The following is a 23,276-nucleotide window of genomic DNA, read 5'->3' on the forward strand; positions in this document are numbered from 1 at the left end:
GATTAGATGAACAGTATTGAAAAAAGCGCCATCAGAACTTTTTTGCAAAATCACTTGTTGACTAACTGTATGTTAGAAAAAGAAATCATTCAATATATTTTTCATCTGCTACACGGCAAGGGAAAAATATTTAGCACTGATGAAACACATTTTTCCTGGGGGGGATTTTATGCGCAAGTATCCTCCTTCCATTTGAAAGATGACACTTGCATACAATCTATTATTAGTCATGCTGCTGCTATTGAACTTCTCATTCTAGCAACTGACATTTTTGATGAGATTTCCGATTGTGATCAAAGTGATCCAATTGTAAGTCAACTATCGATTGGAGAAGCCATCTTGATCGCGAATGCACTTATGATGGAAGCATTTCGGCTTATTCTTCATAACTCTAAAGAAGATATACAAGAAAAACTTTCTATTATTATTTCTGAATTACAAAATACTTGTAATGGGCAATGGAAAGACTTACATTTTATTATTTCTGAATGTATTCCAACAGAAGAAGAATATTTTACGGTTGTTAAGCAAAAATCATCAGCACTGGTAAAACTAGTTTGTGAACTAGGTGATATGCCCAATAGACATATATGGGAAACCATCGCAGCTGATATCGGTATTGCTGGTCAATTGAAAAATGATGCTCGGGATATTATGTCAGACGACAAAAGCGACCTCATTAATAGAAAAGCGACACTCCCGTTCATTAAAGCCATCGAATATAGCTCTAAAAAGGATAACGGATGGTTGATAAGGAAGCTTCGTCAGCTAAAAGAAGCTGACAATAATTCTCCATTAATTAAGGAGATTAGAAACTACATTCAAAAAACGGGGGCGACCGACTACTGCTTTATTCTCTCAAAAATTTATATGGATAAGGCGTTGAATCAAATAGCTGCTCATTTTCCCGAAAAACAGGTTCAAATAGCTCGCTTAAAAAGATATTTAGAAAGTTAGGGATAGAATGAATAAAAAAGTTCTTTCTTTTAGCATAATCCTTATTTCCATTTTCGTTATTTGTTATATTCTACTAAAAATGTACAATGAACATGTTTCACCACAGCGTTATTTTCCAATATTTATAGGAATGATATTTTTATTGACTGGTATTTATAGTTATGTGCAAAAACCTAATTCGATTGTCGTTCAGTATTTTTTGGCTCTTATGTTTATTAGCGGAATGGCCATCGCTCTGTCAGGCCCTTCCAGCGAAAATATAAAACCAGCAAGGGAATTGGAGGTCATTTCTATTTCATTTGCTCCTTACATCCTTTTGAAATTTTTCGATCATTTTCCTTCATCTGCAAAACCAAATTTTTTTCGCCGAGCGTGCATTCTCACATTATTTATTGCCGTCTTTATAACGATCAGTTATCTACTCATCGGTATTCATCATCGTCTAATCATTAGCACAATCGTTCGTCCAGGTATTGTGGTCAATATTATTCTAGCACTGCTAGGTTGCGTAGTCCTATTTTATTTACACCTTCGTTCCAATTCGGATAAGATAAAAAATCAAATATATCTTTTAATTAGCAGCATCATTATATCGTTTGCGCCTGTGGTTATTCTTAATTTGATTCCAAATGCTTTTTTTTCCCTGTCCATCGCTCCTTTTTATTATAGTCTTGGAAGTATAGTCATGTTTCCGCTGACGCTGTCATATTTGTTAACCCGGCAAGAAATTGTCGATTTTCGCGAAATATTAGAGAAAATGATGATCCGTCTATTCATAATTGGCTCTTGTTTAGCGATATTTAATATATTATTGTCGCTATTTTACGATATACACTTTAAATTCTGTATCTTAGTTAACACATTGCTCATTTGTCTTTTCATTGTCTATGATTTAATCAACAAAGGGCTCGAACCGTTACAAATGAGGAAATGGCATGTAAAACACGAAGAAATTCAAAAAGAAAAACTAACGATTATTCAGCACTTATTAAACGGAAAACATTTAGAACATTGCGCCAAACTCATTGCTGATTTAATACATAAAACAATGGATGTAAGCGGAGTATGCATCGTATGGAAAAATGATCGGATCCCTACCGTATTGCATAAAACAGGAATCTTCCTTCATCTTCACGATAGTGAATTATTATCTTATAATTGCCAAAGACACCATTTCTACAAAATTACTATTAATGAAAAGAGCGTCTTTTTCTATCCTATGAATATAGACGATACAATAATCGGCTGGATGATGATTGGGGGAAAAACAAACGCGACGGTTTTTGACAAAGAAGAACAAAAACTAATTAAAAAAATCCAAATTGACGCCATAGAATTATTGGCCAGCTCAAAAACGCTACAACAGATTGAGAACCAACTAAAGAAAACAGCAGAAGAATCATGGATGTCCGAGCAATCCCACTGGCTCCTTCTTCATGAACATGAAGAAGAAAAAAGGAAACTATCAACTTTCCTCCATGATGAGGTATTACAACATTTAATTCTTCTTTTGAATAAGCTTGAGTGGCTTATTCAAAAGAAAAATATAGATAAAAAACTATTCGAGGACATTAAAGGGTTGCTTCAACGCGATATTTTTGAAATCAGAGAGGTGTGCCATGAGCTGTATCCTATTATGGTGGAAGATTTAGGACTCAAACAAGGTCTCTCTTCATTAAAGAGAAAATGCGAAACGAACTATAACGTGATTGTTGAAGTCAATTATATTACGAACCTAAAAATCATTTCGCCGTTTCTCTCTATCCAAGCATTTCGAATCATTAAAGAATTAGTTTATAATGCAATCAAACATTCTTCGTCAAGAAAGATTGTTGTAACTGTTGAAGAAACACAACAGTTTCTAAGTATACAAGTAAAAGATTACGGCGTCGGATTTAAGGTGCCGGATCATTTATTAGAATTATCACAGACAAATCACCTAGGTTTAGTTACAATTCAAAAACGGGTTCACCAGTTAAAAGGCACACTGACAATACAGTCAGAGCTGGGGGCTGGAACTTGCATTTCCGTTTCTCTGCCAATTACAGTTGAAGAAGGTGGGGTCAATGAAAATCAAAATATTGTTAGTAGATGACCATTTATTGGTCATGCATGGAATTCAACAATTGTTAGAAAATGAAGTCGATTTGGAGGTTGTCAATACCGTTTGTGATCCCGCACTTTTAAAGACAGAAATCAAAAAACATAACCCCGACGTGATTGTGATGGACATAAGGATGAAAAATGATAATGGGATTGAATGGACGAGAAAAATTGCCAAAACATATCCTACCTGCAAAGTCGTGATTTTATCAGGATATGATTATGACGAATACATTCGGGCTGCCTATGAAGCTGGTGCTTATGCCTTCGTCACTAAGGAAAATTCGGCCTTTGAATTAGCCAATGCTATTCGGCAAACTTATTTAGGGATTAAATCGTTCCCAATTGACTCATTATGCAATTGCAACTCCCCTCTCACAACAACTGAATTGAGAATTCTTCAATTTATCTCTGAAGACAAGACAAATACGGAAATTAGCGACCTATTACATATCAGCCGTAGAACGGTTGAGCATCACGTATCTTCCATTTTGCGAAAGCTTGATGTCGATTCGCGGGTCGGAGCGGTTGTGAAGGCAATAAAACTAGGGTTGATTGAGTAAAAAGCCTAAGGAACTATCCTAGGCTTTTCTTTCTAAAACTGCTATGTCAATCAATAAAGAACGACTATTGTTGGGATCACACCAAATAAAAAACTATCTCGTAACAAACCAAACAGCTAACAATATAATAGCGATTCCTAGCCAAATTACTGATTGCTTATATTTATTCATTTAGAACTTCTCCTTGCATTATTAAGATTTCTTTATGTTAATGTTATTCTTTTTAAGGTTCCCCACCAAAAGATATACTTGATTTTTTGATATTAAGTATGTAGAGGTTTTTTATCCCGCTTGTTGTATATAAAAGTAAAACTGGAAACAAAGGATTATACATGTTTCATAACACCAATCGTTTGTCAAGTGCACATTGTAGTGATGACCCTTATTGATTAAAAATTTTATATATATGGCCTCCCTCTTAGCCAAGAACCCACTTCCTTTTATATATGTACCTTCTCTTTGATGGGGATTGGGCTGATGAAGAAAAGGGATGCATGATCATTTGTAGACAATCCACGGTTCAAAGATTAAGCATACCCACTAAGAAGTCTCCCATCTCTAAGCAAAGTGTAGGTAGGAGAAATTCATACATTCAACCTCACACTATAATTCCTCACCGACGACAGAGCCCCTTCCGCCTCGAACACCCCTTGTTGAATCAATGCGCGCAAACGGTATTCTAAATAATAGTCTCCTACATATTGCTCGAGGTGCGTGTATACTTCGCCGATCAATCTGGCAGCTTTGCTCCAGTTGTCCTTGCCATGTTGACGATGCCATCTTGTTGCCGCAGCCATAATATTTGCATCAAAATAGTCTTCTTGAACGTTTCGAACTTTCTCCTTTTCCCATATGCGCAGCACAGCATCGTCATTCGCCAAGCTCTCCCATTCTTGAATAAGACATTTTTTCTCTTTTTGGTTTAAAGCGCGATGGCAAGCTTTTTTCTCCATCATCATTCGCAGTTTTTCCGGTCCGATTTCCCCCGTATGCAGGACGAAATAGCGGATATTCTTTTTGCCAAACAGCTCGCGATGCGCTTTTGTACTATTAACAGCCACAATCGGGTTCGCTTTGTCACGCAGCAAATAAAGGACATATCTCAGTCCGCTTTGTTCATGCGCGTTCTCGCCGCACCAAATAACAACGATTTCCTTCCCACTGATCGATTCAATACGCATCAACGTATGTTGAAACCATCGTTCGTATTCCTCTTCAAAAAACAAATCATATTCTAGCGACAAATGCTGTTTCATCCAAGCAGTTCTTTGCTTTCTGCCTTCTTTTGTGTGCAATTGCCACAACGGACCGATGGCAAACATGTCCGAAAAATGAATGACAGGCTCTTTTCTCTCCAAATTCATATCTCGAAGCGCCATCTTCAGCCCTGCCGCTACTGAGTCGCCAAACACAATGTGCGTTCTCATGTTTAATCACCCAAATTTATATTGTCCATGCGAGCGAATCAACGATCCATGCCATAAAGATGGCAATAATAAATAGCGTTTTCATTTTTGTCCTCTCTTGCCTAGGCAAACGATCGATATATTTTCGAACGGCCCAACCTAAACCCCAGAAATACAAAATCATACTAAATAACAAAACAATAAACGTCGCATTCGGAAACACATTGGCCTCAATAACCGATCGAATCATCAAATTCATGAAAAAATGAAAGGGAGCAAATACAAAGATTACATAAATCACACAGAATAGAAGATAATGGTAAAACATATTATATGACCTCTTTTTTCCATTTATGAACATCAGCTTGCATCGGACAGCAAAAACAAAAGCTCTCTATTTATACTTTCGTGAGTAGAAAAATTCTGTGAGGGGCCAAATGACAAAAGACGAATCTTTTATAGCAGCCACTTCTCCTTAAAACTAAAAAAAGGCTTAAGCCAATATTTTGCCAAAAACTTTTTTTCATCTTAAGATAACAGTTGGAGTCTAAATTTTCAAATGGAGGCGTTGTCCATGAACCGCACTAACCAATTTATTCAATACTTTCTAGCTCACCGCAACGTAACAATCGAACTAATTAATAAAATCGGAACAGAACATTACGATTATCAGCCAACTCCGACATCGATGTCAGCAAAAGATTTGGCGTTACATATGTTGCAAAGCTTCTATAAGTTTGCAAAAGTCGCCAAAGAAGGCAATCCAGCAATATTTACAGAGAAAACCGAAGAATCGGAAACGGATCTTTACAAATTGGCGGAAACTTATACGGAAAAGACAAAACAATTGCTAGAATCGTTAGCGGACGAAGATTTCGACCGTGTGCTCGATCTCACGAAAATCTTTGGCGCACCATTCTCTGTTGCGCAGTTTCTGCAATTGGCTATGGATCATGAAATTCATCATAAAGGCCAACTTTTCGTATATGTACGCGAAATGGGGCATGAAACACTTCCTTTCTTTATCAAAAGAGGCTAATTGAACTCTAAAAGACAAACCAGATGGTTATCAACACGAAAGCACCATCTGGTTGTTTTAATATAAAATATTCTCATTGAGAAATCCATTCCGGCCTGGACAACGAATTGGCGAGATTTTCAATCATTCCGTAAATTCAGACTCTTCCTCCCGCGGGTACGTCATCGAAATCGCCTTATTGGCGTTGCGCACGTCATTGTGTAACAGTTGGTTCAAATCGTACGCTGGGTAGTAGCCACGTTCGTTCATATATTGAAAGACTTTTTTATGCGTCTCAATAGCTTTCAACAAGTGGTTGACGAATGTTTTTCGCAATATCGGCGTAGCCGTTTCTGTAATAGCGGCCGCATAGTTCCGCACTGCTGTTTTAGCGAATCCGAGCAAGTCACCAGCATAAAATGCGTTGTCGTCTCGCGATTCTTGCACTTCCCCGTATTCTCGTGCTTCCCCGTACATCGGCGCCGCAGGAATAAACGGCAACAACTCTCTTAAATTCATTTCTAATCCTTCAATCGTATGAATATAGATCGATTTTAATACAGGGCACCCTACTTTGCCGACCGACTGTTTCATTTTCATTAATCCGTTTGATTGAAAGGCGATTAATTCATGAAGTTCCAATGTTTCGTGCCATGCTAGATGGCGAACATCTCTATCCATATCTGTCTCCTCCTCATACAATGGTTAAAACACCAATTACTTTATATGCATGAGCGGAGAAAATGTCACTAAAAAGACCTTCTCCCATTGTAGGAAAAGGTCTTGTTGGATTACAGAATGTCAATATCATCATCGCCGTCAAACCAGTCATCTATCATATCCTCCGCACGATCGTCTATATCAAACGCATCTTCTACTACATCTTCAATCAATTCTTCCGCTACCATCCCCGCGAGCATTCCCGCCGCGAATCCGCCGATTGTCCCCATCATGCTGTGTCGATGCGGATGGTAATGATGCGACGGACTAACATGATATTCCGTATGATGCGCTGTATATGGAGAGTGCCAGACTTCATGCCCGCTTGTGTGTAAACGAGGCTGCTGCACCATCTCCTGCAATAGCATATGTAGTTTTTGTGCTAGTCCCTCTACATCATCGATTTCATCGTATCCTAAAAACACATCGCGTCGTAATTCCGTTTCGCCGAGACCAAACAAGCCGCCCAATACATCTACTTTCAGTTGTAAACGAACACCTTGTTCCTCAAAGAAAGCCAAACATTCGACCTCTTCAATAACGCCGCGAAACGCCGCTGTCGGAAAAAATTCAAACTCCTGTCCATACGCCTTGATTTTTCCCGATGTTGGCTTTTCCCGAAACCCCAGCTTCTCTAATGCATAAAACACTTTTTCCAATGGGACAGGAGGCAGTATGCGAAACGCATCTTTATCTAACGCATCAACCCCATCAGCAATATCAAGGCGTGTAACAAACACGTAGTCAACACCGTAGCGGGTAATTGGCAAATGGATCGGCAGAGTATAAGAAAATGGACATACCTTTCTTTCCCCAGGTTGGATCGAAAATGATGAAGCGACCGGAATTAATGCCACCGTTCGATGGTGTTCATGCCCATCCGCATGTACGATAAGATGAAGCTCCACCTCTAATTTACGAACATACTGTTCGATCGTCCCCCCTTCAATCAAAAATTCTCCTTCGATTTTTTCACCGAGACGAGCATGAGGCTGATGTAACATAAGATTGACCTTTGCCGCACCGACACCTAGCTTCGATAACAACTTTTTAAACATCTTTATTCCTCCTCATTTTTTGCTACTTATTTGTACGACTTCATTTGCCAAAAGGATTCAAAAAATCCTAAAAGCTCTCACCGCCTTTAGGATTTTGGTAAATATGAATTTTTCCCATTCTGTTTCTTACTTAGACTTCATACTATGCCCCCGCCTACACTCCGTTTAGAGGTGGGAGACTTCTCGGTGGATGTGTTAAAAGAACATTTTCAAAAGCCCGAGGCAAATCAAAATGACTCCTGGAATCATCGTCGCTTTTTTCATTATTTTAAACTGTGAAAATTTATACCCTGCTTTTAATCCGAAGCGGATAAAGACAACGTTCATGATCGAGACCAACAAAGCTAGAACAAACGGCGAATAGCCAAGAAGCGAAGCGCTCAGACCGGCACCGAATGCATCCATTGATAATGCAAATCCTATCAACATCGCTTCTTTCATGCTAATGCTGCCAGATCCATCAAGGTCGGCCAACGATGGCCGTTTTAATATTTGAATGACGATTCCAAACCGTTTTAAATGCACGCGCCATATTCGCACAGTCTTTGTAGCAGCCGCGATTTCTGGAGTTACATCTTCAAGTTCATCTTCCCGCTTCTTTAAGACATTGTAAATGGCCCATACACCTAGCGCAATTAAAATCCCTGCAGCTAGAGCCCGCTCTACACTTACAGGTAACCACAATATTAAAAATGTGCCTACATACATTGATGTCAATAACATCCCGCCAGAAAACAAAGCGATAACTATTATCGATGAAAGCGGAAATTTCATTTTCCGCAATCCATATGTCACACCTACGCTCAAGCTATCTAAGCTTACCGCCAATGCTAACATTACCATGGACAAATATTTTAGCATAGTTTCGTTCCCCCTGCGTTACTATATGCATCATCTTTCGCAGGGGAAACTCGTTTACGTCCCTGACCTTTCTTCGACAACGTTCGATTTCCAGGGAAATATTTTTTGTTATTTCGACACTTTCTTCGCCTATTCTTTAAGATGATATGGCATTGTAGCGATCACAATATCTTTTTTCAGTATTAAAAAGAAACGAAGAAAAATTGCCGTCTGATTATGCAGCAATGTGTGCCACCATTTTTTTACAATAAACTGCGGCATCAAAATGGTAATGGGCGCCCCCTCTGTTTCCCTCTCTATTTGATTAATATAATCTAGCATTGGCGACAAAATGGTTCGGTATGGCGAATAAATTACTTTCAGTTCAACATCCGGATAAAACTTTTCCCATTTCGCCCGCAGCTTTTGCTCTTCCTCTTCATGAAACACGATAGAGATGGCAGTAATATCATCGGAAATACTTCTTGCATATTGAACCGATTGAGCTACTAGTTTACTGACTCCTGAAATCGGAATAATAACCTTTGGCTTCACGATTTTTTCTCGGTGCTCCCATTCTTGTTCATCAAGCTTTAATTGCTCACCTAACTTATCGTAATGAGCACGAATTTTATAAAACATTATTACCAGAAGAGGAATCGAGATAATTACAAGCCATGCTCCTTGCGTAAATTTTGCGATTACAGTAATCATCGTGACCAATCCTGTCACAATCATTCCGATCGTAATCGTTGCTAATGTAGCAGCACTTCGTTGCTCTTGATCTCCCCATATCTTTCTCACCATTCCCCACTGGCCGATAGTAAAAGAAAGAAACACGCCAACAGCATATAACGGAATGAGGGAATGAGTTTCCCCGCGGAACACAATGATTAAAATAATCGCCAATACACTTAAAAGAATAATCCCATTCGAAAATACGAGGCGATCTCCGCGAGCGGCCAAGCTTCTTGGTAAAAATCGATCATTTGCAACAATCGATGTCAACTGCGGAAACCCGGCGAAACTTGTATTAGCAGCCAGCACTAAAATGAGCATCGTAATCATTTGGAACAAATAAAAGAACACGCTGTTTCCAAATACGTGATGACCGATTTGAGAAATCACCGTTTTATGATCCGTTGGTGTCACGCCAAATCCGGCTGCTAAAATCGTAATGCCTAAAAACATCGTTCCCAATAAAACCGACATCCAGCCCATCGTGATTGCCGCGTTTTTCGAACTGTCCGGCCTAAACGAAGGAACCCCGTTACTAATCGCCTCTACCCCAGTCATCGCTGAACATCCGGAAGCAAAAGCTCTTAGTAAAATAAACGTTCCATACCCTGATGCAAAGAAATGTTCCGAAGAGGCATGCTCTTGATAATTAAACCCATGCCAACCTTCATGCCACAATTGCCATCCGCCAACAACAATTAACACTAACACAGAAATAACAAACAAATACGTCGGATACGCAAACACAGTGGCTGACTCAGTAATCCCTCGTAAATTTAAAATCATTAACAACAATACGAGCGCAACCGCGATTTCAACTTTCCACGAAAGCAAACTCGGAAAAGCGGATGTCAGCGCAGCAACTCCCGAACTAATACTCACAGCCACTGTAAGCACATAATCGATCATCAACGCTGCACCCGCGACCAAGCTTGTCGTCGTGCTCAAATGATCCCTTGCCACCACATACGCGCCACCCCCTGAAGGAAAGGCGTAAATAATTTGTCGATAAGACAACGTGACAATCAATAATAATCCCAAAATCGCTAACGCAATTGGCAATGAATAAAAGAACACACTCGTTCCTAGTAACATAAGCACTAACAAAATTTCTTCCGTCGCATACGCCACAGATGATAATGCATCCGATGAGAACACGGCCAACGCCTTCCATTTAGGCAACTTTTCATGCTTCAGCCGTTTTGTTTCCATTGGCGATCCAATTAACAATCTTTTTAACGAAGCCATTGTTCATACTCCTTTTTATTTCACATCAAAGATTTGTTGTGATGCATAAACAAATAATCATCGAAAAAAACGCAAAAAACCGCTAAGGATGCCCCTAACGGTTTCATAGTTCTTCACATCCCTCCCAAAACGCTTACGAGGTTAGCTGTCGGGTTAAGACCATGAGAGTAGCCTTTCCTTCTTTAAGGATTCACCCCAAGTAACACACGTTACAATAGTGGTTCCCCCGCTCCATCACGGATTCAGCGATTCCGATTTATTTTTTATCATAGCTGATATGTTACTCTCTTCGATATGGGTTGTAAAGGAGCGAAAAACAGCGATTAAGCAGAAAAGAACGGATTTTACCTTTTTTTATTTGTGTTTTCTCTCTTTTCTCACCCTTGCTTTTATTTTTGGAACCATTCTTACTCAATTATGATTTTGCTTTTCGGATAACGGAATGAACCCGACTTGCGATGCAGTGTTAACATATAGGCTATCGTGAACGGCCCCCACCCGTCCTGCAAACATAGTCAAAATAATTAGCATTTTCCCAAACAGAGACAATTGCGGGGCTAATCCCATTGACAACCCGACCGTCCTAAATGCCGATGTCGCTTCAAGATACGTGTCAAAAATATACCAAAAAATACATTCATCTTGTACAATGGTTTTAGTAAAGGATAAGGGAGGGAGAGAGATGAACATCGTTTCTACTCGCCACTTAAATCCTCAAACGGTGCAGCATTTTTTTATTGATCACTGGGGAAGCTCAGAAATGGTAGTTTCCACAGGAGTGTATGATTGCAAAACATTGGACGGCTTTGCCGCTCTCAATGAACAGCAAGATATCGTTGGGCTTATTACATATATCATCAAAGCGGATGTGTGCGAAATTGTTTCGTTAGACAGCGTTGAGGAGGGAAAAGGAATCGGCACAGCGCTGCTAAAAAGACTGGAAACGCTTGTTCAAGAGCATGGATACAATCGCATTCAGCTCATTACTACGAACGATAATTTGAATGCTTTGCGTTTTTATCAAAAAAGAGGATACCAATTAATGAGGGTATTCCCTAATGCCGTTGAAAAAGCCAGACGCCTAAAGCCAAGCATTCCTCTTACCGGCTTCGACGGCATTCCGATTCGTGACGAGCTATTATTAGAGAAACAAGTAGAACAAAACATTTCACAATAATTTCTACTCATCAGGCCAAACCTGTCGTTCATTTCTGTTCGTCTATTGTTGAAAAATTGCATAAGGTAAAATATTTGTATGTTTCATTATAAAATATTACAATCAAAGTGTTACACTAATGGGCAGTGAATGAGGAGAAGAGGAATTATTTTACATAAAATGTTCATCAACTGAGGCTAGTTGATACGAAAAATTTACTGTATAATATAGAGGTTAGACATTTAGTCATAAATGCACCGGGTATTCCATATATAAAAATCTAGAATGAGAGAAGATAGAGGTGAGTTGGAAAAATGAAGGGGCTCAGTAAAACAATACAGTGGTTTCAGCGTCTCACGAACTCGCATCTCCGCTTTTTTGTATTAGCGGTATTTTTATTTTGGTTGAAAACATACGCAGCCTATCGAATCGAGTTTAATTTAGGCATCAGCAACTCAATGCAGAAGTGGCTATTGCTGATCAATCCTATTAGCTCAGCGATTTTCTTTTTCGGCTTAGCTTTATTAGCCAAAGGGAAACGGTCATATATCTGGTTGATTGTTGTTGATTTTGTTTTATCTTTTGTTTTATACGCCAATATTGTATACTACCGATTCTTTAGCGATTTCATTACGTTTCCAACATTGACGCAAACAAACAACTTCAGCAGCTTAGGCGGAAGCGTTTTAGAGTTGCTAAAATGGTACGACTTTATTTATTTCTTGGATATGATTATCCTAGCGGCTGTCATCATTAAGCAGCGCGCTAAGTTGCAACCTATTTTCTTAGAGCGTTATAAAAAGAATTTATTGTTTGCCACGGCTGTTTTTATGTTTGTAACAAACCTAGCATTAGCAGAAATTGATCGACCGCAGCTATTAACAAGAACGTTTGACCGTAACTATATTGTAAAGTATTTAGGCATGTACAACTACGTGATCTATGATGCGATCCAAAGCATGAAATCGTCCACGCAACGTGCCTTTGCGAATAAGAGCGATGTAACGACAGTTTTAAACCATGTACAAGCAACGTATGCAAAACCGAACCCAGCTTACTTTGGCAAAGGAAAAGGAATGAACGTCATCTATATCCATTTAGAGTCGTTCCAAAACTTTTTGATCAACTACAAGTTAAACGGTCAAGAGGTTACGCCATTTTTAAATTCATTAACACGTGAACAAAATACAATGTATTTTGATAACTTTTTCCATCAAACAGGTCAAGGGAAAACGTCGGATGCCGAATTTATGTTAGAGAACTCCTTATTCGGTTTGCCGCAAGGATCGGTATTTACAACAAAAGGTCAAAACACATATCAAGCAGCTCCGGCTATTTTAGGACAGCTCGGTTATACATCGGCAGTGTTCCATGGCAACTATAAAACTTTCTGGAATCGGAATGAAATTTACAAATCGTTTGGTTTTGACCATTTCTTTGACGCTAGCTACTATGATATGAACGATCAAGATGTACTAAACTACGGACTGAAAGACAAACCATTCTTTAGAGAATCGATACCGTTGTTGCAAACACTAAAAGAACCGTTTTATGTTAAATTTATTACATTGTCAAACCATTTTCCTTATTTAATTAATGAAGATGAGGCGACGATTCCGCCTGCAACAACAGGTGATGCATCAGTAGACCGCTACTTCCAAACTGCTCGTTACTTAGATGAAGCGGTCAAAGAGTTCTTCGATTACTTAAAAAAATCAGGTTTATATAATCGCTCTATCATCATTTTATATGGTGACCATTATGGCATTTCAGACAACCATAACGAAGCGATGTCACAAATTATTGGAAAAGAAATTACGCCATTTGAGCATGTTCAATTGCAACGTGTGCCATTGTTTATTCGCGTTCCAGGCTTAAAAGGTGGCGTGATGCATCAATACGGCGGAGATATTGACGTATTGCCGACAGTTCTTCATCTGTTAGGGATCGATACGAAAAACTACATCCAGTTCGGTACAGACCTATTGTCAAAAGAGCATCAGCAAATCGTTCCATTCCGCAACGGTGATTTCATTACACCGACCGTTACGGCGATTAACGGAAAATACTATAATTCGCAAACAGGCGAACCAATTGAGAAAAATGAAGAAATTAAACGTGACGAACAAATTGTAAGAACGAAATTAAGCCTTTCTGACAAAGTCGTATACGAAGACTTATTGCGCTTCTATACGCCAAAAGGCTTTAAACCAGTCGATCGAACAAAATACGACTATAACCATCACGAAGATAAAACAGAAGAAAAATAAAATCGGAAAAAGGGAAAGCTATTTCAATAGCTTTCCCTTTTCTTTTTTCCCTTATTCCTTTCGTCAAAAACATGGACTCCATTTTGTCTCTGTCCAATAAAGATGCATAAAAAGGAGGGATTCCTCAAAATGCAATAGAACACATATTATAACAAAAAGGAGGGACGTTTGATGAAAGATGTCCATGAAACCGAAGCAACACGAAAGTTTCTCCAAACAGACGATGATCGCATTTTTTCCGCTACTGAAGATTTGGAAAACATCGTAAGAGGCGGGATATGGAAAAGAAACAGCTTTGATTTTCACGCTTTTCCGAAATGGATAAAGTACGTAGGCTTTTTTATCGTTAGTTGGCTCGTTGCCATATGTTTGCTTGTATTTTTCCTCAATTTGTTTTTCTAAAAGAAAAATCTAACACCGCCTCCTAAGATATAGACAAAAAACAACTAGAGAGGCAGCCTTCCTCCAGTTGTTTCCTTGTCGATCACTCTACACTGCAGCTGCCGTCTGCGCATTGTCCATTGTCGTTCGTGGCCATCGTGCGCAATGGGGAGGGCGTTTGCTCCTCTTGCCATACTTTGTTCAATGCTTGCAAAAATACTTCCGTCGGCTGTGCACCAGAAATTGCGTATTTTCGGTTTAATACAAAGAACGGTACACCGCGCACGCCGAGACGGCTTGCCTCTATCTCATCGCTTCGCACTTCTTCTGCATAATGATCGCCTGTAAGCACGCGCTTCACTTCTTCGCCATCGAGTCCCACTTTCTCAGCTAGCCGAACTAAAACGTTATGGTCGCCAATGGATTCGGAGGCAGTAAAATAAGCATAAAATAACTGTTCAGCCATTTCATTGAGCTTTCCTTGCTGCCTTGCATATTGGGCAAGACGATGGGCATCAAACGTATTAAGCCATTTCATTGTCTCAAAACGAAAAGACAATCCAACCACTTCCGCCTGTTTCGCCACATTCGCAGTCATTTGCTTCGCCTCATCTACAGAAATGCCGTATTTATCAGCAAGATGCTCATGAATCGCTACATTGCCTTGCTTCTCGGCATTCGGATCAAGTTCAAAACTGCGGAACACGACCTCGACTTGATCCTTATGTGAAAACTGTTCTAGCGCTTGTTCTAATCGTCGCTTTCCAATATAACAAAACGGACATACAAAGTCAGACCATATCTCAATTTTAATCATAACGCACCCCATTCAAAGATTGATGTTCCATTCCATTGTAACGAACCGTGGGCTTCGTGTCTAAAGCTTTAGTTCTAAAAACAGAAAAAGGGCTGGCCCGCCGCAAACGCGGTATTGAGCCAACCTTTTTTTCTTAGTTATTTTTCAATCCTGTATAAATCAAAATCGCGTCTCGGAAAAACTTCGCTGCTCCAGGATGCTTGCGCTCATAATAAGCAGCAAACCGTTCATCATCGACGTACATCTGCGCCACTCCCGCATGCGCTTCCTTCGTATAGCGATCCCAGAAATAGCTTAACCATTGGCGGTGCAAATCTGCTGCTTTTTGTGCCAATTCGCCCGCCGGGTCTCCCGTGAGAAACGCCGCATCAAGCAAATCAAGAATCTCTTGCCCTAGTCTTTCCACTTCAGCATACTGTTCTGGCGTCATATTTTTCACTTTTTGATTTGATCGATCTACTTGTTCGTCTCCGTATTTTTCTCTAATTTCTTTGCCGTATTTCCGCTCGTTTTCGTCAATTAATTGTTGTTTAAACGCTTCAAACTTCTCTTTATCGCTCATAATAATTCTCCCTTTCTTAGCCGCCAATGTTTTCTCAACATTAGCGATCAATAAATCTAACTGCATTCGTTTTGCCAGAAGTTTTTCGCGATGTTCTTTCAGCGCCTGAATATCGTCGAATGATGGGGAATTAACAATTTTTTTGATCGTTTCTAAATCCACTTCAAGCTCTCTATAAAATAAGATTTGCTGCAGTTTATCGACCTCTTTCGACCCATAAATGCGATACCCGGATGAATTGATTCTTGCCGGCTTTAGAATCCCAATTTCATCGTAATATCGCAATGTTCTCCCCGTCACTCCAGCCAATTTCGCTAACTGCTGCACTGTGTATTCCATGCGATCACCTCCTGACATCTTTACTATAAACCTTTACGCAACGTAAATGTAAATAGGTTATTTGTAAAAAATTATAGCCCATCGATCTATAAAATACGAAACCCGGTCCCTCAATATAAAGGAACCGGGTTTTTCAGCTGCCGACAACCTTGCTATGAAGCTTTTTTAAACTTTTTCTTAACTCACATAGCTTCCAAACAAACATCTTCGATCGGTAATTTGAATTTAAAATAGTGCTTCACCTTCCCAGAGTCTGTCTTAATTTTGATGCGGCCTTTTAAAGTAACCTCCGCTGTAGAACAGCCTCTTTTTAACTTCCTCAGTTTTTTTAACAAAAAACGAGAAAAGGATGGGAAAGGTGAAAAATTTCTTAAGGAGCTTTCATTTTTAATGCAATATTTGAATTTAAAACGTTTTTTAACTTTTCCACATTGAATTTTCATTTTTATTTTTATACATGCTTCTAGAATATGATCTGACGGGCAGCAACTTTCTAGAGCTAAGTCGATATGCTCTTCCTCTCTCGGGGCCAGCTGAAAAATAGGACTGCTTTGCAACAAATAGCATTCTTGGAACATGACCTCTTACCCCTGAGCCTGAACCGTCGCCTTGACACGGTAAGTCCCAGGAGGAATATCTCCGAATAAATATAAGCCTCCCGCGTTCGTCTTGGTAATATCAATCACCGTCTCTACTCCGTTCGAAATGGAATAAAGCGCGACAGTGGCATTCGCGATCGGCTGGCCGGTCGTTCTGTCAGTCACAAATCCGCTGACCGTTCCTGTATTCGCATCCGGATCCACTGCGAGGACCGTATTAGCCGGAGCGAACGTTCTTCCGGAAAGAGCAACAGGCGTACTTTCCGAAGATAAATACCCCGCCTTCGTTGCTCTTATAAAATATGTGCCATCATCCAAATTGGCAAATAAATACTGACCTTGAGGATTAGTGCTTACAATTCCTACTAGTTGGTTTGTTGAGTTCACAACTTGATACAATTCCACCGTCGCGTCATCAACGGGTTGCCCGGTGCTGCTTGTCACCACCCCAAAAACGGCGTTTTTGTTCGCATCAGGATCCGTCGCCATCGTAATTGTTACATCGGTTGTTCGGTTTCGCACTACCGTCACTGGAATGCGGACGGGGGTTAAATAGCCTGGTTCAGAGGCAGTAATAAAGTAAGAACCGACAGGAACCCGGTTGAAAAGAAAGCGGCCAGCAGCATTCGTATTGATATGTTCAAATGGCACCCCATTCGCATCAAAAAGCTTCACCGTCGCTAAAGGAATCACTGTCCCGTCCGAGCGGCGCACAGTTCCTGAAATATTGCCCGTATCCGACGGAGGCGCTGCTTGCAATTTTAAATCTGCCGTCACCTCTTCGCGGCCCGTGATCGTTGCTGAAGTACTTTGTGTTAACGTATAGCGGTCTACAATCGCCATGCCTAACATCCTCCTAAGTTAAAATTTCATTATACGTAACCATATTTTATGAATAAGGAGGATGGGTGTTTGAGCACATGTCCAATAAAACAAGCCCTTTTTCTAGGGGGGTATCACATTCTTTCCTAAAAAGGCTAACGCGAATTTGCGATATAAACAAAAAATAATAGTTTATCTCACCATTTGTTTTATTAACTGCCGATTCCGTTCTTTAAAAGCCTCATTATGAGAAGAAACCATGGCAAACTTATCAGCGGTAGGCTCGATGAATTGTTTGGCGCTGTTGACGGCATTAGCCGCATCATGAAAAGCTCCAGCGATTAAATTTAATTTCCCATCATACTTTAGAATGTCCCCCGCCGCATACAATCCCGGTACAGAAGATTCGCTATTCGCATTGCCTGCGATGTAATCACCGTCAATCATTTGAATATCCAATTCACTATTTGCAAGCAATGACGTATCTCGTTCATAGCCATGATTCACAATCACTTCATCCACCGACAAATAGCTTGTCTCTCCTGTTTCATGGTTCGTTAATTCGACACGCTCAATCGTCTCGTGGTTCGCACTGGCAATTAATTTCGTAATTGATGTATTAAAATAACACGTCGCTGAACTGCTTAATAGTTGCATTACTTGCGATTCGTGCCCTTTTAAAGCGCCCCTTCGATACGTTAAGTAGACCTTTTTCGCAATCGGCACTAACTCATTAGCCCAATCAATAGCAGCATTGCCTCCGCCCGAAATGATAACCGTCTTATCTTTAAAACGCTTTAACGATTTGATTGTATAATGCAAGTTCGTTACTTCAAACTTCTCTGCCCCTTCAATCTCCAATTTTTGCGGCTTTAAGATGCCGCTTCCTACCGCTACAATCACCGCTTTCGAAAAATGCAGTGTTCCGGAAGCTGTTTGCAAGACAAAAATGCCATCCTCATCCCGTCTTATTAATTCAACTTTCTCATTCAAAACAACGGTAGGATTAAATGTTAAACCTTGCTTGACAAGCTGTTCAATTAACTGCTCTCCAGTAATTGGCGCATGCCCTCCTACATCCCAAATCATTTTTTCAGGATAGGCATGAAGTTTTCCACCTAGTTGTGGCTGAAATTCAATCAACTTTGTTTTCATCCCGCGAAGCCCGCTGTAAAAAGCAGCATATAATCCAGCTGGACCTCCGCCAACAATCGTAACGTCATATAATTCTTCCTTATCCATCAATATCACCTTTCGCTCACAATTCTATTGATTATCATTATCAATAAATATACACTTTTCCTTTCTCCATTACAACCAATTTAATAATTGACAATAAGAATAAAGGATATTATAGTAAGTATGTGTTTATTTGATTATGATTCTCATTTTCATAAAAACATAGAACAATAGGAGGTGAAAGAATGGTTCGCCTATACGCAAGCGATTTAAGCGTCGGTTACAATGAACGTCTAATTGTAAAAAATCTCAATATACAAATTCCTGATAAAAAAATCACGACCATTATTGGACCGAACGGTTGCGGAAAATCAACATTATTAAAGACGCTGACTCGAATTATCGCTCCGCAATCTGGAACGATTGTGTTAGACGGCAAACAAATCTCCACCGAAAACACGAAAACGCTCGCTAGAAAAATAGCGATTCTTCCCCAAACCCCGGAAAGTGCAGGCGGGTTAACGGTCGGAGAATTAGTTTCGTACGGGCGCTTTCCCTATCAGAAAGGGTTTGGGCGTCTAACGAAAAGAGATTATGAGGTGATCGACTGGGCGCTTGAGGTAACGGGCACGAAAGATTTTAAATTTCGTTCAGTAGATGCTCTCTCAGGAGGCCAACGCCAACGCGTTTGGATTGCGATGGCTCTGGCACAAGAAACGGACATCATTTTTCTCGATGAACCGACGACTTATTTAGATATGGCGCACCAGCTAGAAGTTTTAGAGCTTTTGCAACAATTAAATGAAGAGCAAGGACGAACGATCGTAATGGTTCTTCACGACCTTAACCACGCCGCCCGTTTTGCTGACTATATCATTGCCCTCAAAGATGGGGAGATCGTAAAAGCGGGAAGCGGAGAGGATGTCATCACCCGAGATGTATTAAAACAAGTATTTCATATCGATGCGGAAATCGGGAGAGACCCGCGCACGAATAAACCTATATGTCTCACATATCACTTACTGAAAGGAGAATAAACAAAAATGAAAAAAATATGGTTCCCTCTTATGTTATTATTGGTGCTTATCATCAGCGCTTGCGGCAACCATTCAGCGGAAAACAAGGAAGGTTCATCTACTAAAGAAAAGAGCTCAGAAATGATTACATATCAATCTGAAAATGGGCCGATCAAAGTGCCTGCCCATCCAAAACGTGTCGTTGTACTATCTTCTTTTGCTGGGGACGTGATGGCTTTAAACGTGAAACTAGTAGGCGTGGATTCTTGGTCTAAAATGAACCCTCGCTTTCAAAAACAGCTAAAAGATGTCGCCGAAGTGTCAGACGAGAATATCGAAAAAATTATGGAATTGAACCCTGACTTAATTATTGGTTTATCAACGACGAAAAATATTGATAAATTAAGCAAAATTGCCCCTACTGTCACATACACGTATGGAAAAGTAGATTATTTAACTCAATTTTTAGAGATTGGTAAGCTTTTAAACAAAGAGAAAGAAGCAAAAGCTTGGATCGAAGACTTTAAAAAGCGAGCGCAAAAAGCCGGAGAAGAAATTCGTGCAAAAATTGGAGAAAATGCAACGGTTTCAGTGATTGAGAACTTCAATAAGCAGCTTTATGTATTTGGGAATAATTGGGGTCGTGGCACAGAAATACTGTATCAAGAAATGAAATTGAAAATGCCTAAAAAAGTGGAAGAAACAGCGCTCAAACCAGGGTATTATGCACTATCACCAGAAGCGCTTCCTGAGTTTGCTGGGGACTACTTGATCATCAGCAAAAACGCAGATACCGACAATTCCTTTCAAGAAACCGAAACGTACAAAAATATTCCAGCTGTAAAAAATGGTCGCGTATTTGAAGCGAATGCAAAAGAGTTCTATTTTAATGATCCGATTACATTAGATTACCAACTCGATTTCTTTGTGAAACACTTTTTAGGCAAGTAATTTTCAGTCTATTAAAAAGCGAGGAATTCCTATCGAAGAATTCCTCGCTCTTTCTGTACATGTAAAAGAAAGAGGGAAGAAATATGCGACTAAGAAAGGAAGAACGTCTTGCATTTATATATAAGCTCATCGTCGCTATAGGTGCATTGATGGCGATGTTTTTGGTGGCACTGGTACTCGGAGTAGCAGATACAACGCTTAAAGATGTATGGCACGCTCTTTCTTCTCACGCTAAAGGCGAGAAACTTTCTATCATTCGCGAACTTCGCCTGCCGCGTGAAATAGCAGCACTGTTTGTCGGAGCGGCTCTTGCTGTTTCCGGCGCGATTATGCAAGGGATGACGAGAAACCCTCTGGCTGATCCAGGCTTGCTTGGATTGACTGCTGGCGCCAACGCATCATTGGCCATTACAATGGCGCTGATTCCTTCCGCCAATTATTTTGCTATTACCGTTGCATGTTTTATCGGGGCCGCCCTCGGAGCCATGATGGTGCTTACGATTGGAGCATTTAAAAAAGGGGGCTTCTCTCCCCTGCGAATTGTACTAGCTGGCGCTGCCGTTTCTACTTTTCTATACGCATTGGCAGAAGGGGTCGGCATTTATTTTAAAATCTCAAAAGATGTATCTATGTGGACAGCTGGAGGCGTGATTGGAACTTCATGGAGCCAACTGCAAACAATCATTCCGTTCATATTAATCGGCATTTTCATTTCTCTTTTGCTCTCAAGACAATTGACCATTCTTAGTTTAAGTGAAGAAGTAGCGGTTGGATTAGGGCAAAAAACAACACAAATAAAAATGATTTTGTTTATTGTCGTCATTTTGCTCGCTGGTGCTTCTGTCGCACTCGTCGGAAATATCACGTTCGTCGGCTTGATAGCTCCGCATATTGTTCGAACCATGGTAGGAACCGATTATCGCTTCGTCATACCAATGTCAGCGGTGATAGGAGGAATTTTTATGCTTTTTGCTGACACGCTAGCCCGCACGATTAATGCTCCCTACGAGACACCATTGACAGCCATTGTGGCGATGATCGGGCTGCCTTTCTTCCTGTTCATCGTGAATAAAGGAGGGAAAGCATTCTCATGATTCAATCTGCGCTTATAAAAAAGCAGCGAGTCATTGTATGTCTGCTGCTCATACTGTTGATAGCCACTATCGTGCTTGCCATGGGAATGGGCTATGCTTCCCTCTCTTATGACAGGCTCATTCCTACTCTGTTAGGCCATGGTACATTTAAAGAGGAATTTATTTTATTTTCGATTCGCCTGCCTCGCATCATCATTACACTGCTGGCAGGGATGGCATTGGCACTGTCGGGCGTCATTTTGCAAGGGATTACGCGAAATGACTTAGCCGATCCGGGAGTTTTAGGTATTAATTCCGGAGCCGGTATAGCGGTTGCGATTTTCTTTTTGTTTTTCCCGATCGAAGCCGGGGCATTCATTTATGCAATTCCCCTTATTGCTTTAATCGGTGCTTTACTAACAGCGTTTCTTATTTACTGGTTATCATATAACAAGCATAGCGGGATTCAGCCAGTCAAACTTGTGCTAATTGGAGTCGGTTGCTCGATGGCTCTTTCTGGAACGATGATTGTACTCGTTTCCTCTGCTGAGCGGACAAAGGTCGACTTTATCGCGAAATGGTTAGCGGGGAACATTTGGGGGACCGACTGGCCGTTTATTTGGGCTCTTATTCCTTGGCTGGCTCTGTTGATCCCATTCACTTTATATAAAGCAAATCAATTAAATCTCCTATCACTGAACGAGCCGGTCGCCATCGGCGTTGGGATATCGGTGGAAAAAGAGCGTCTTGCTTTACTTTTTGCCGCTGTCGCCCTGGCTGCTTCTGCCGTTTCTGTCACCGGAGCAATCGCGTTCATTGGACTGATGGCTCCACACATAGCAAAAACGCTAGTAGGGCCTAGACATCAACTATTTCTTCCAATCGCGCTTCTTCTAGGCGGCTGGCTTTTATTATTCGCCGACACCATCGGCCGCAATCTCGCTGATCCTGACGGCATCCCAGCCGGAATCATGGTTTCCTTGATTGGTGCGCCTTATTTCATCTATTTGCTATTGAAGAAATAATAGCGGACAGGTGTATAGATTGTCTTCATAATAAATATGTTACTGAGGCTCCCGCCAGCGCTTTCCAAGCCAAGGGAGCCTTTTATAATTAAAAGCCTTAGCCGGAGTTGCCGGCTAAGGCTAAAAACCAAGCATTATTATAACAGACTTTGTCTTTAACACATTCACCGAGAAGTCTCCCACCTCTAAATGGAATGTAGGTGGGAGATGAATCGGGCGTTTTGGCTTTTCTAAACAGAACGTATGTGCTATAATGGTCTTAGCCAAAATGCAGAGAAAGGGAGGAATGACAATGCTCCGCGGTCAAAAAGTCGCCTTTCGTGCCTCCAAGAGGGATCTCGAACGGCTATGGGCCTGCAACCGAGAGTCAGCCCGCGTTTGGAATGAGTGTCTTCGGCTATCGAAAGAATACTTCCTTCAACACGGCCGCCGCAT

The 23,276-nt window shown here is 40.5% G+C and carries 22 protein-coding genes, 1 pseudogene and 1 riboswitch; of the genes and pseudogenes, 11 read left to right on the forward strand and 12 right to left on the reverse strand.

The window, feature by feature from the left end; translation table 11 throughout:
• Positions 1–6 precede the first annotated feature (6 nt).
• Genes N667_RS0114765 through N667_RS0114775 form a run of 3 tightly spaced genes read left to right on the forward strand, consistent with a single transcriptional unit; the run spans position 7 to position 3,623 of the window.
• On the forward strand, positions 7–957 hold the full coding sequence (locus tag N667_RS0114765; RefSeq protein ID WP_027410277.1) for a polyprenyl synthetase family protein: 951 nt from the start codon (positions 7–9) through the stop codon (positions 955–957).
• 7 nt (positions 958–964) lie between these two features.
• On the forward strand, positions 965–3,052 hold the full coding sequence (locus N667_RS0114770; protein WP_027410278.1) for a sensor histidine kinase: 2,088 nt from the start codon (positions 965–967) through the stop codon (positions 3,050–3,052).
• Positions 3,024–3,623: a response regulator gene (locus tag N667_RS0114775; protein ID WP_027410279.1), complete on the forward strand. Its 600-nt coding sequence runs from the start codon at positions 3,024–3,026 to the stop codon at positions 3,621–3,623. Before N667_RS0114770 ends, N667_RS0114775 begins: the two co-directional genes overlap by 29 nt.
• A 584-nt stretch (positions 3,624–4,207) precedes the next feature.
• Here N667_RS0114775 and N667_RS0114780 read toward each other — a convergent pair.
• Both N667_RS0114780 and N667_RS0114785 read right to left on the reverse strand, forming a co-directional pair.
• Entirely contained in the window at positions 4,208–5,050 is an 843-nt protein-coding gene (locus N667_RS0114780; RefSeq protein ID WP_035099032.1) for a DUF1835 domain-containing protein, read from the reverse strand.
• Between the two features lie 16 nt (positions 5,051–5,066).
• The gene (locus tag N667_RS0114785) at positions 5,067–5,357 is read right to left on the reverse strand and encodes a hypothetical protein (RefSeq protein ID WP_027410281.1); all 291 of its coding nucleotides are present in this window, start codon (positions 5,355–5,357) and stop codon (positions 5,067–5,069) included.
• Between the two features lie 246 nt (positions 5,358–5,603).
• On the opposite strand from N667_RS0114785, the gene N667_RS0114790 reads away from it, so the two are divergent.
• Entirely contained in the window at positions 5,604–6,068 is a 465-nt protein-coding gene (locus tag N667_RS0114790; RefSeq protein WP_027410282.1) for a DinB family protein, read from the forward strand.
• A 123-nt stretch (positions 6,069–6,191) separates the two neighbouring features.
• On the opposite strand, the gene N667_RS0114795 is transcribed toward N667_RS0114790, so the two are convergent.
• The 5 genes and pseudogenes from N667_RS0114795 to N667_RS0114815 all read right to left on the reverse strand — a co-directional run.
• A complete protein-coding gene (locus tag N667_RS0114795; RefSeq protein WP_027410283.1) occupies positions 6,192–6,728 on the reverse strand; it encodes a spore coat protein in 537 nt (178 codons plus the stop codon).
• Positions 6,729–6,838: 110 nt separating this feature from the next.
• A complete protein-coding gene (locus tag N667_RS0114800; protein ID WP_027410284.1) occupies positions 6,839–7,825 on the reverse strand; it encodes a sporulation protein in 987 nt (328 codons plus the stop codon).
• A 195-nt stretch (positions 7,826–8,020) separates the two neighbouring features.
• Complete coding sequence (gene ytaF / locus N667_RS0114805) at positions 8,021–8,686, reverse strand: sporulation membrane protein YtaF (protein ID WP_027410285.1); 666 nt, start codon at positions 8,684–8,686, stop codon at positions 8,021–8,023.
• 129 nt (positions 8,687–8,815) lie between these two features.
• On the reverse strand, positions 8,816–10,651 hold the full coding sequence (locus N667_RS0114810) for an APC family permease (protein WP_027410286.1): 1,836 nt from the start codon (positions 10,649–10,651) through the stop codon (positions 8,816–8,818).
• 115 nt (positions 10,652–10,766) lie between these two features.
• Positions 10,767–10,909: riboswitch (cyclic di-AMP (ydaO/yuaA leader) on the reverse strand.
• Positions 10,910–11,058: 149 nt separating this feature from the next.
• Positions 11,059–11,254 (reverse strand): annotated as a pseudogene (locus tag N667_RS0114815) (potassium transporter TrkG); the annotation flags it as partial.
• Positions 11,255–11,333: 79 nt separating this feature from the next.
• Between N667_RS0114815 and N667_RS0114820 the strand changes: the two are divergent.
• From N667_RS0114820 to N667_RS0114830, 3 genes are all read left to right on the forward strand, one after another.
• The gene (locus N667_RS0114820; protein ID WP_027410288.1) at positions 11,334–11,828 is read left to right on the forward strand and encodes a GNAT family N-acetyltransferase; all 495 of its coding nucleotides are present in this window, start codon (positions 11,334–11,336) and stop codon (positions 11,826–11,828) included.
• Between the two features lie 293 nt (positions 11,829–12,121).
• Complete coding sequence (locus N667_RS0114825; protein WP_027410289.1) at positions 12,122–14,077, forward strand: LTA synthase family protein; 1,956 nt, start codon at positions 12,122–12,124, stop codon at positions 14,075–14,077.
• A 171-nt stretch (positions 14,078–14,248) separates the two neighbouring features.
• Positions 14,249–14,479 carry a hypothetical protein gene (locus tag N667_RS0114830; RefSeq protein WP_027410290.1) on the forward strand — a complete coding sequence of 77 codons (231 nt, stop codon included), beginning with the start codon at positions 14,249–14,251 and terminating at the stop codon, positions 14,477–14,479.
• A gap of 82 nt (positions 14,480–14,561) precedes the next feature.
• On the opposite strand, the gene N667_RS0114835 is transcribed toward N667_RS0114830, so the two are convergent.
• From N667_RS0114835 to N667_RS0114855, 5 genes are all read right to left on the reverse strand, one after another.
• The gene (locus N667_RS0114835; RefSeq protein ID WP_027410291.1) at positions 14,562–15,272 is read right to left on the reverse strand and encodes a DsbA family oxidoreductase; all 711 of its coding nucleotides are present in this window, start codon (positions 15,270–15,272) and stop codon (positions 14,562–14,564) included.
• Between the two features lie 136 nt (positions 15,273–15,408).
• On the reverse strand, positions 15,409–16,176 hold the full coding sequence (locus N667_RS0114840; protein ID WP_027410292.1) for a MerR family transcriptional regulator: 768 nt from the start codon (positions 16,174–16,176) through the stop codon (positions 15,409–15,411).
• Positions 16,177–16,358: 182 nt separating this feature from the next.
• On the reverse strand, positions 16,359–16,754 hold the full coding sequence (locus tag N667_RS0114845) for a hypothetical protein (RefSeq protein WP_027410293.1): 396 nt from the start codon (positions 16,752–16,754) through the stop codon (positions 16,359–16,361).
• A gap of 6 nt (positions 16,755–16,760) precedes the next feature.
• Positions 16,761–17,618 (reverse strand): collagen binding domain-containing protein, encoded by an 858-nt coding sequence (locus N667_RS0114850; RefSeq protein ID WP_027410294.1) that lies wholly within the window; start codon positions 17,616–17,618, stop codon positions 16,761–16,763.
• Between the two features lie 171 nt (positions 17,619–17,789).
• Positions 17,790–18,839 (reverse strand): NAD(P)/FAD-dependent oxidoreductase, encoded by a 1,050-nt coding sequence (locus tag N667_RS0114855; RefSeq protein WP_027410295.1) that lies wholly within the window; start codon positions 18,837–18,839, stop codon positions 17,790–17,792.
• Positions 18,840–19,021: 182 nt separating this feature from the next.
• On the opposite strand from N667_RS0114855, the gene N667_RS0114860 reads away from it, so the two are divergent.
• The 4 genes from N667_RS0114860 (at position 19,022) to N667_RS0114875 (ending at position 22,841) form a co-directional block, all read left to right on the forward strand.
• Entirely contained in the window at positions 19,022–19,813 is a 792-nt protein-coding gene (locus N667_RS0114860) for an ABC transporter ATP-binding protein (RefSeq protein WP_027410296.1), read from the forward strand.
• Between the two features lie 6 nt (positions 19,814–19,819).
• The gene (locus tag N667_RS0114865) at positions 19,820–20,743 is read left to right on the forward strand and encodes an iron-hydroxamate ABC transporter substrate-binding protein (protein ID WP_027410297.1); all 924 of its coding nucleotides are present in this window, start codon (positions 19,820–19,822) and stop codon (positions 20,741–20,743) included.
• A gap of 83 nt (positions 20,744–20,826) precedes the next feature.
• Positions 20,827–21,837 carry a FecCD family ABC transporter permease gene (locus N667_RS0114870; protein ID WP_027410298.1) on the forward strand — a complete coding sequence of 337 codons (1,011 nt, stop codon included), beginning with the start codon at positions 20,827–20,829 and terminating at the stop codon, positions 21,835–21,837.
• A complete protein-coding gene (locus tag N667_RS0114875; RefSeq protein WP_027410299.1) occupies positions 21,834–22,841 on the forward strand; it encodes a FecCD family ABC transporter permease in 1,008 nt (335 codons plus the stop codon). The genes N667_RS0114870 and N667_RS0114875 overlap by 4 nt, the downstream gene beginning before the upstream one ends.
• The last annotated feature ends 435 nt before the right edge of the window (positions 22,842–23,276 follow it).

The organism is Anoxybacillus tepidamans PS2 (genome assembly GCF_000620165.1).
Classification (GTDB): Bacteria; Bacillota; Bacilli; order Bacillales; family Anoxybacillaceae; genus Anoxybacteroides; species Anoxybacteroides tepidamans_A.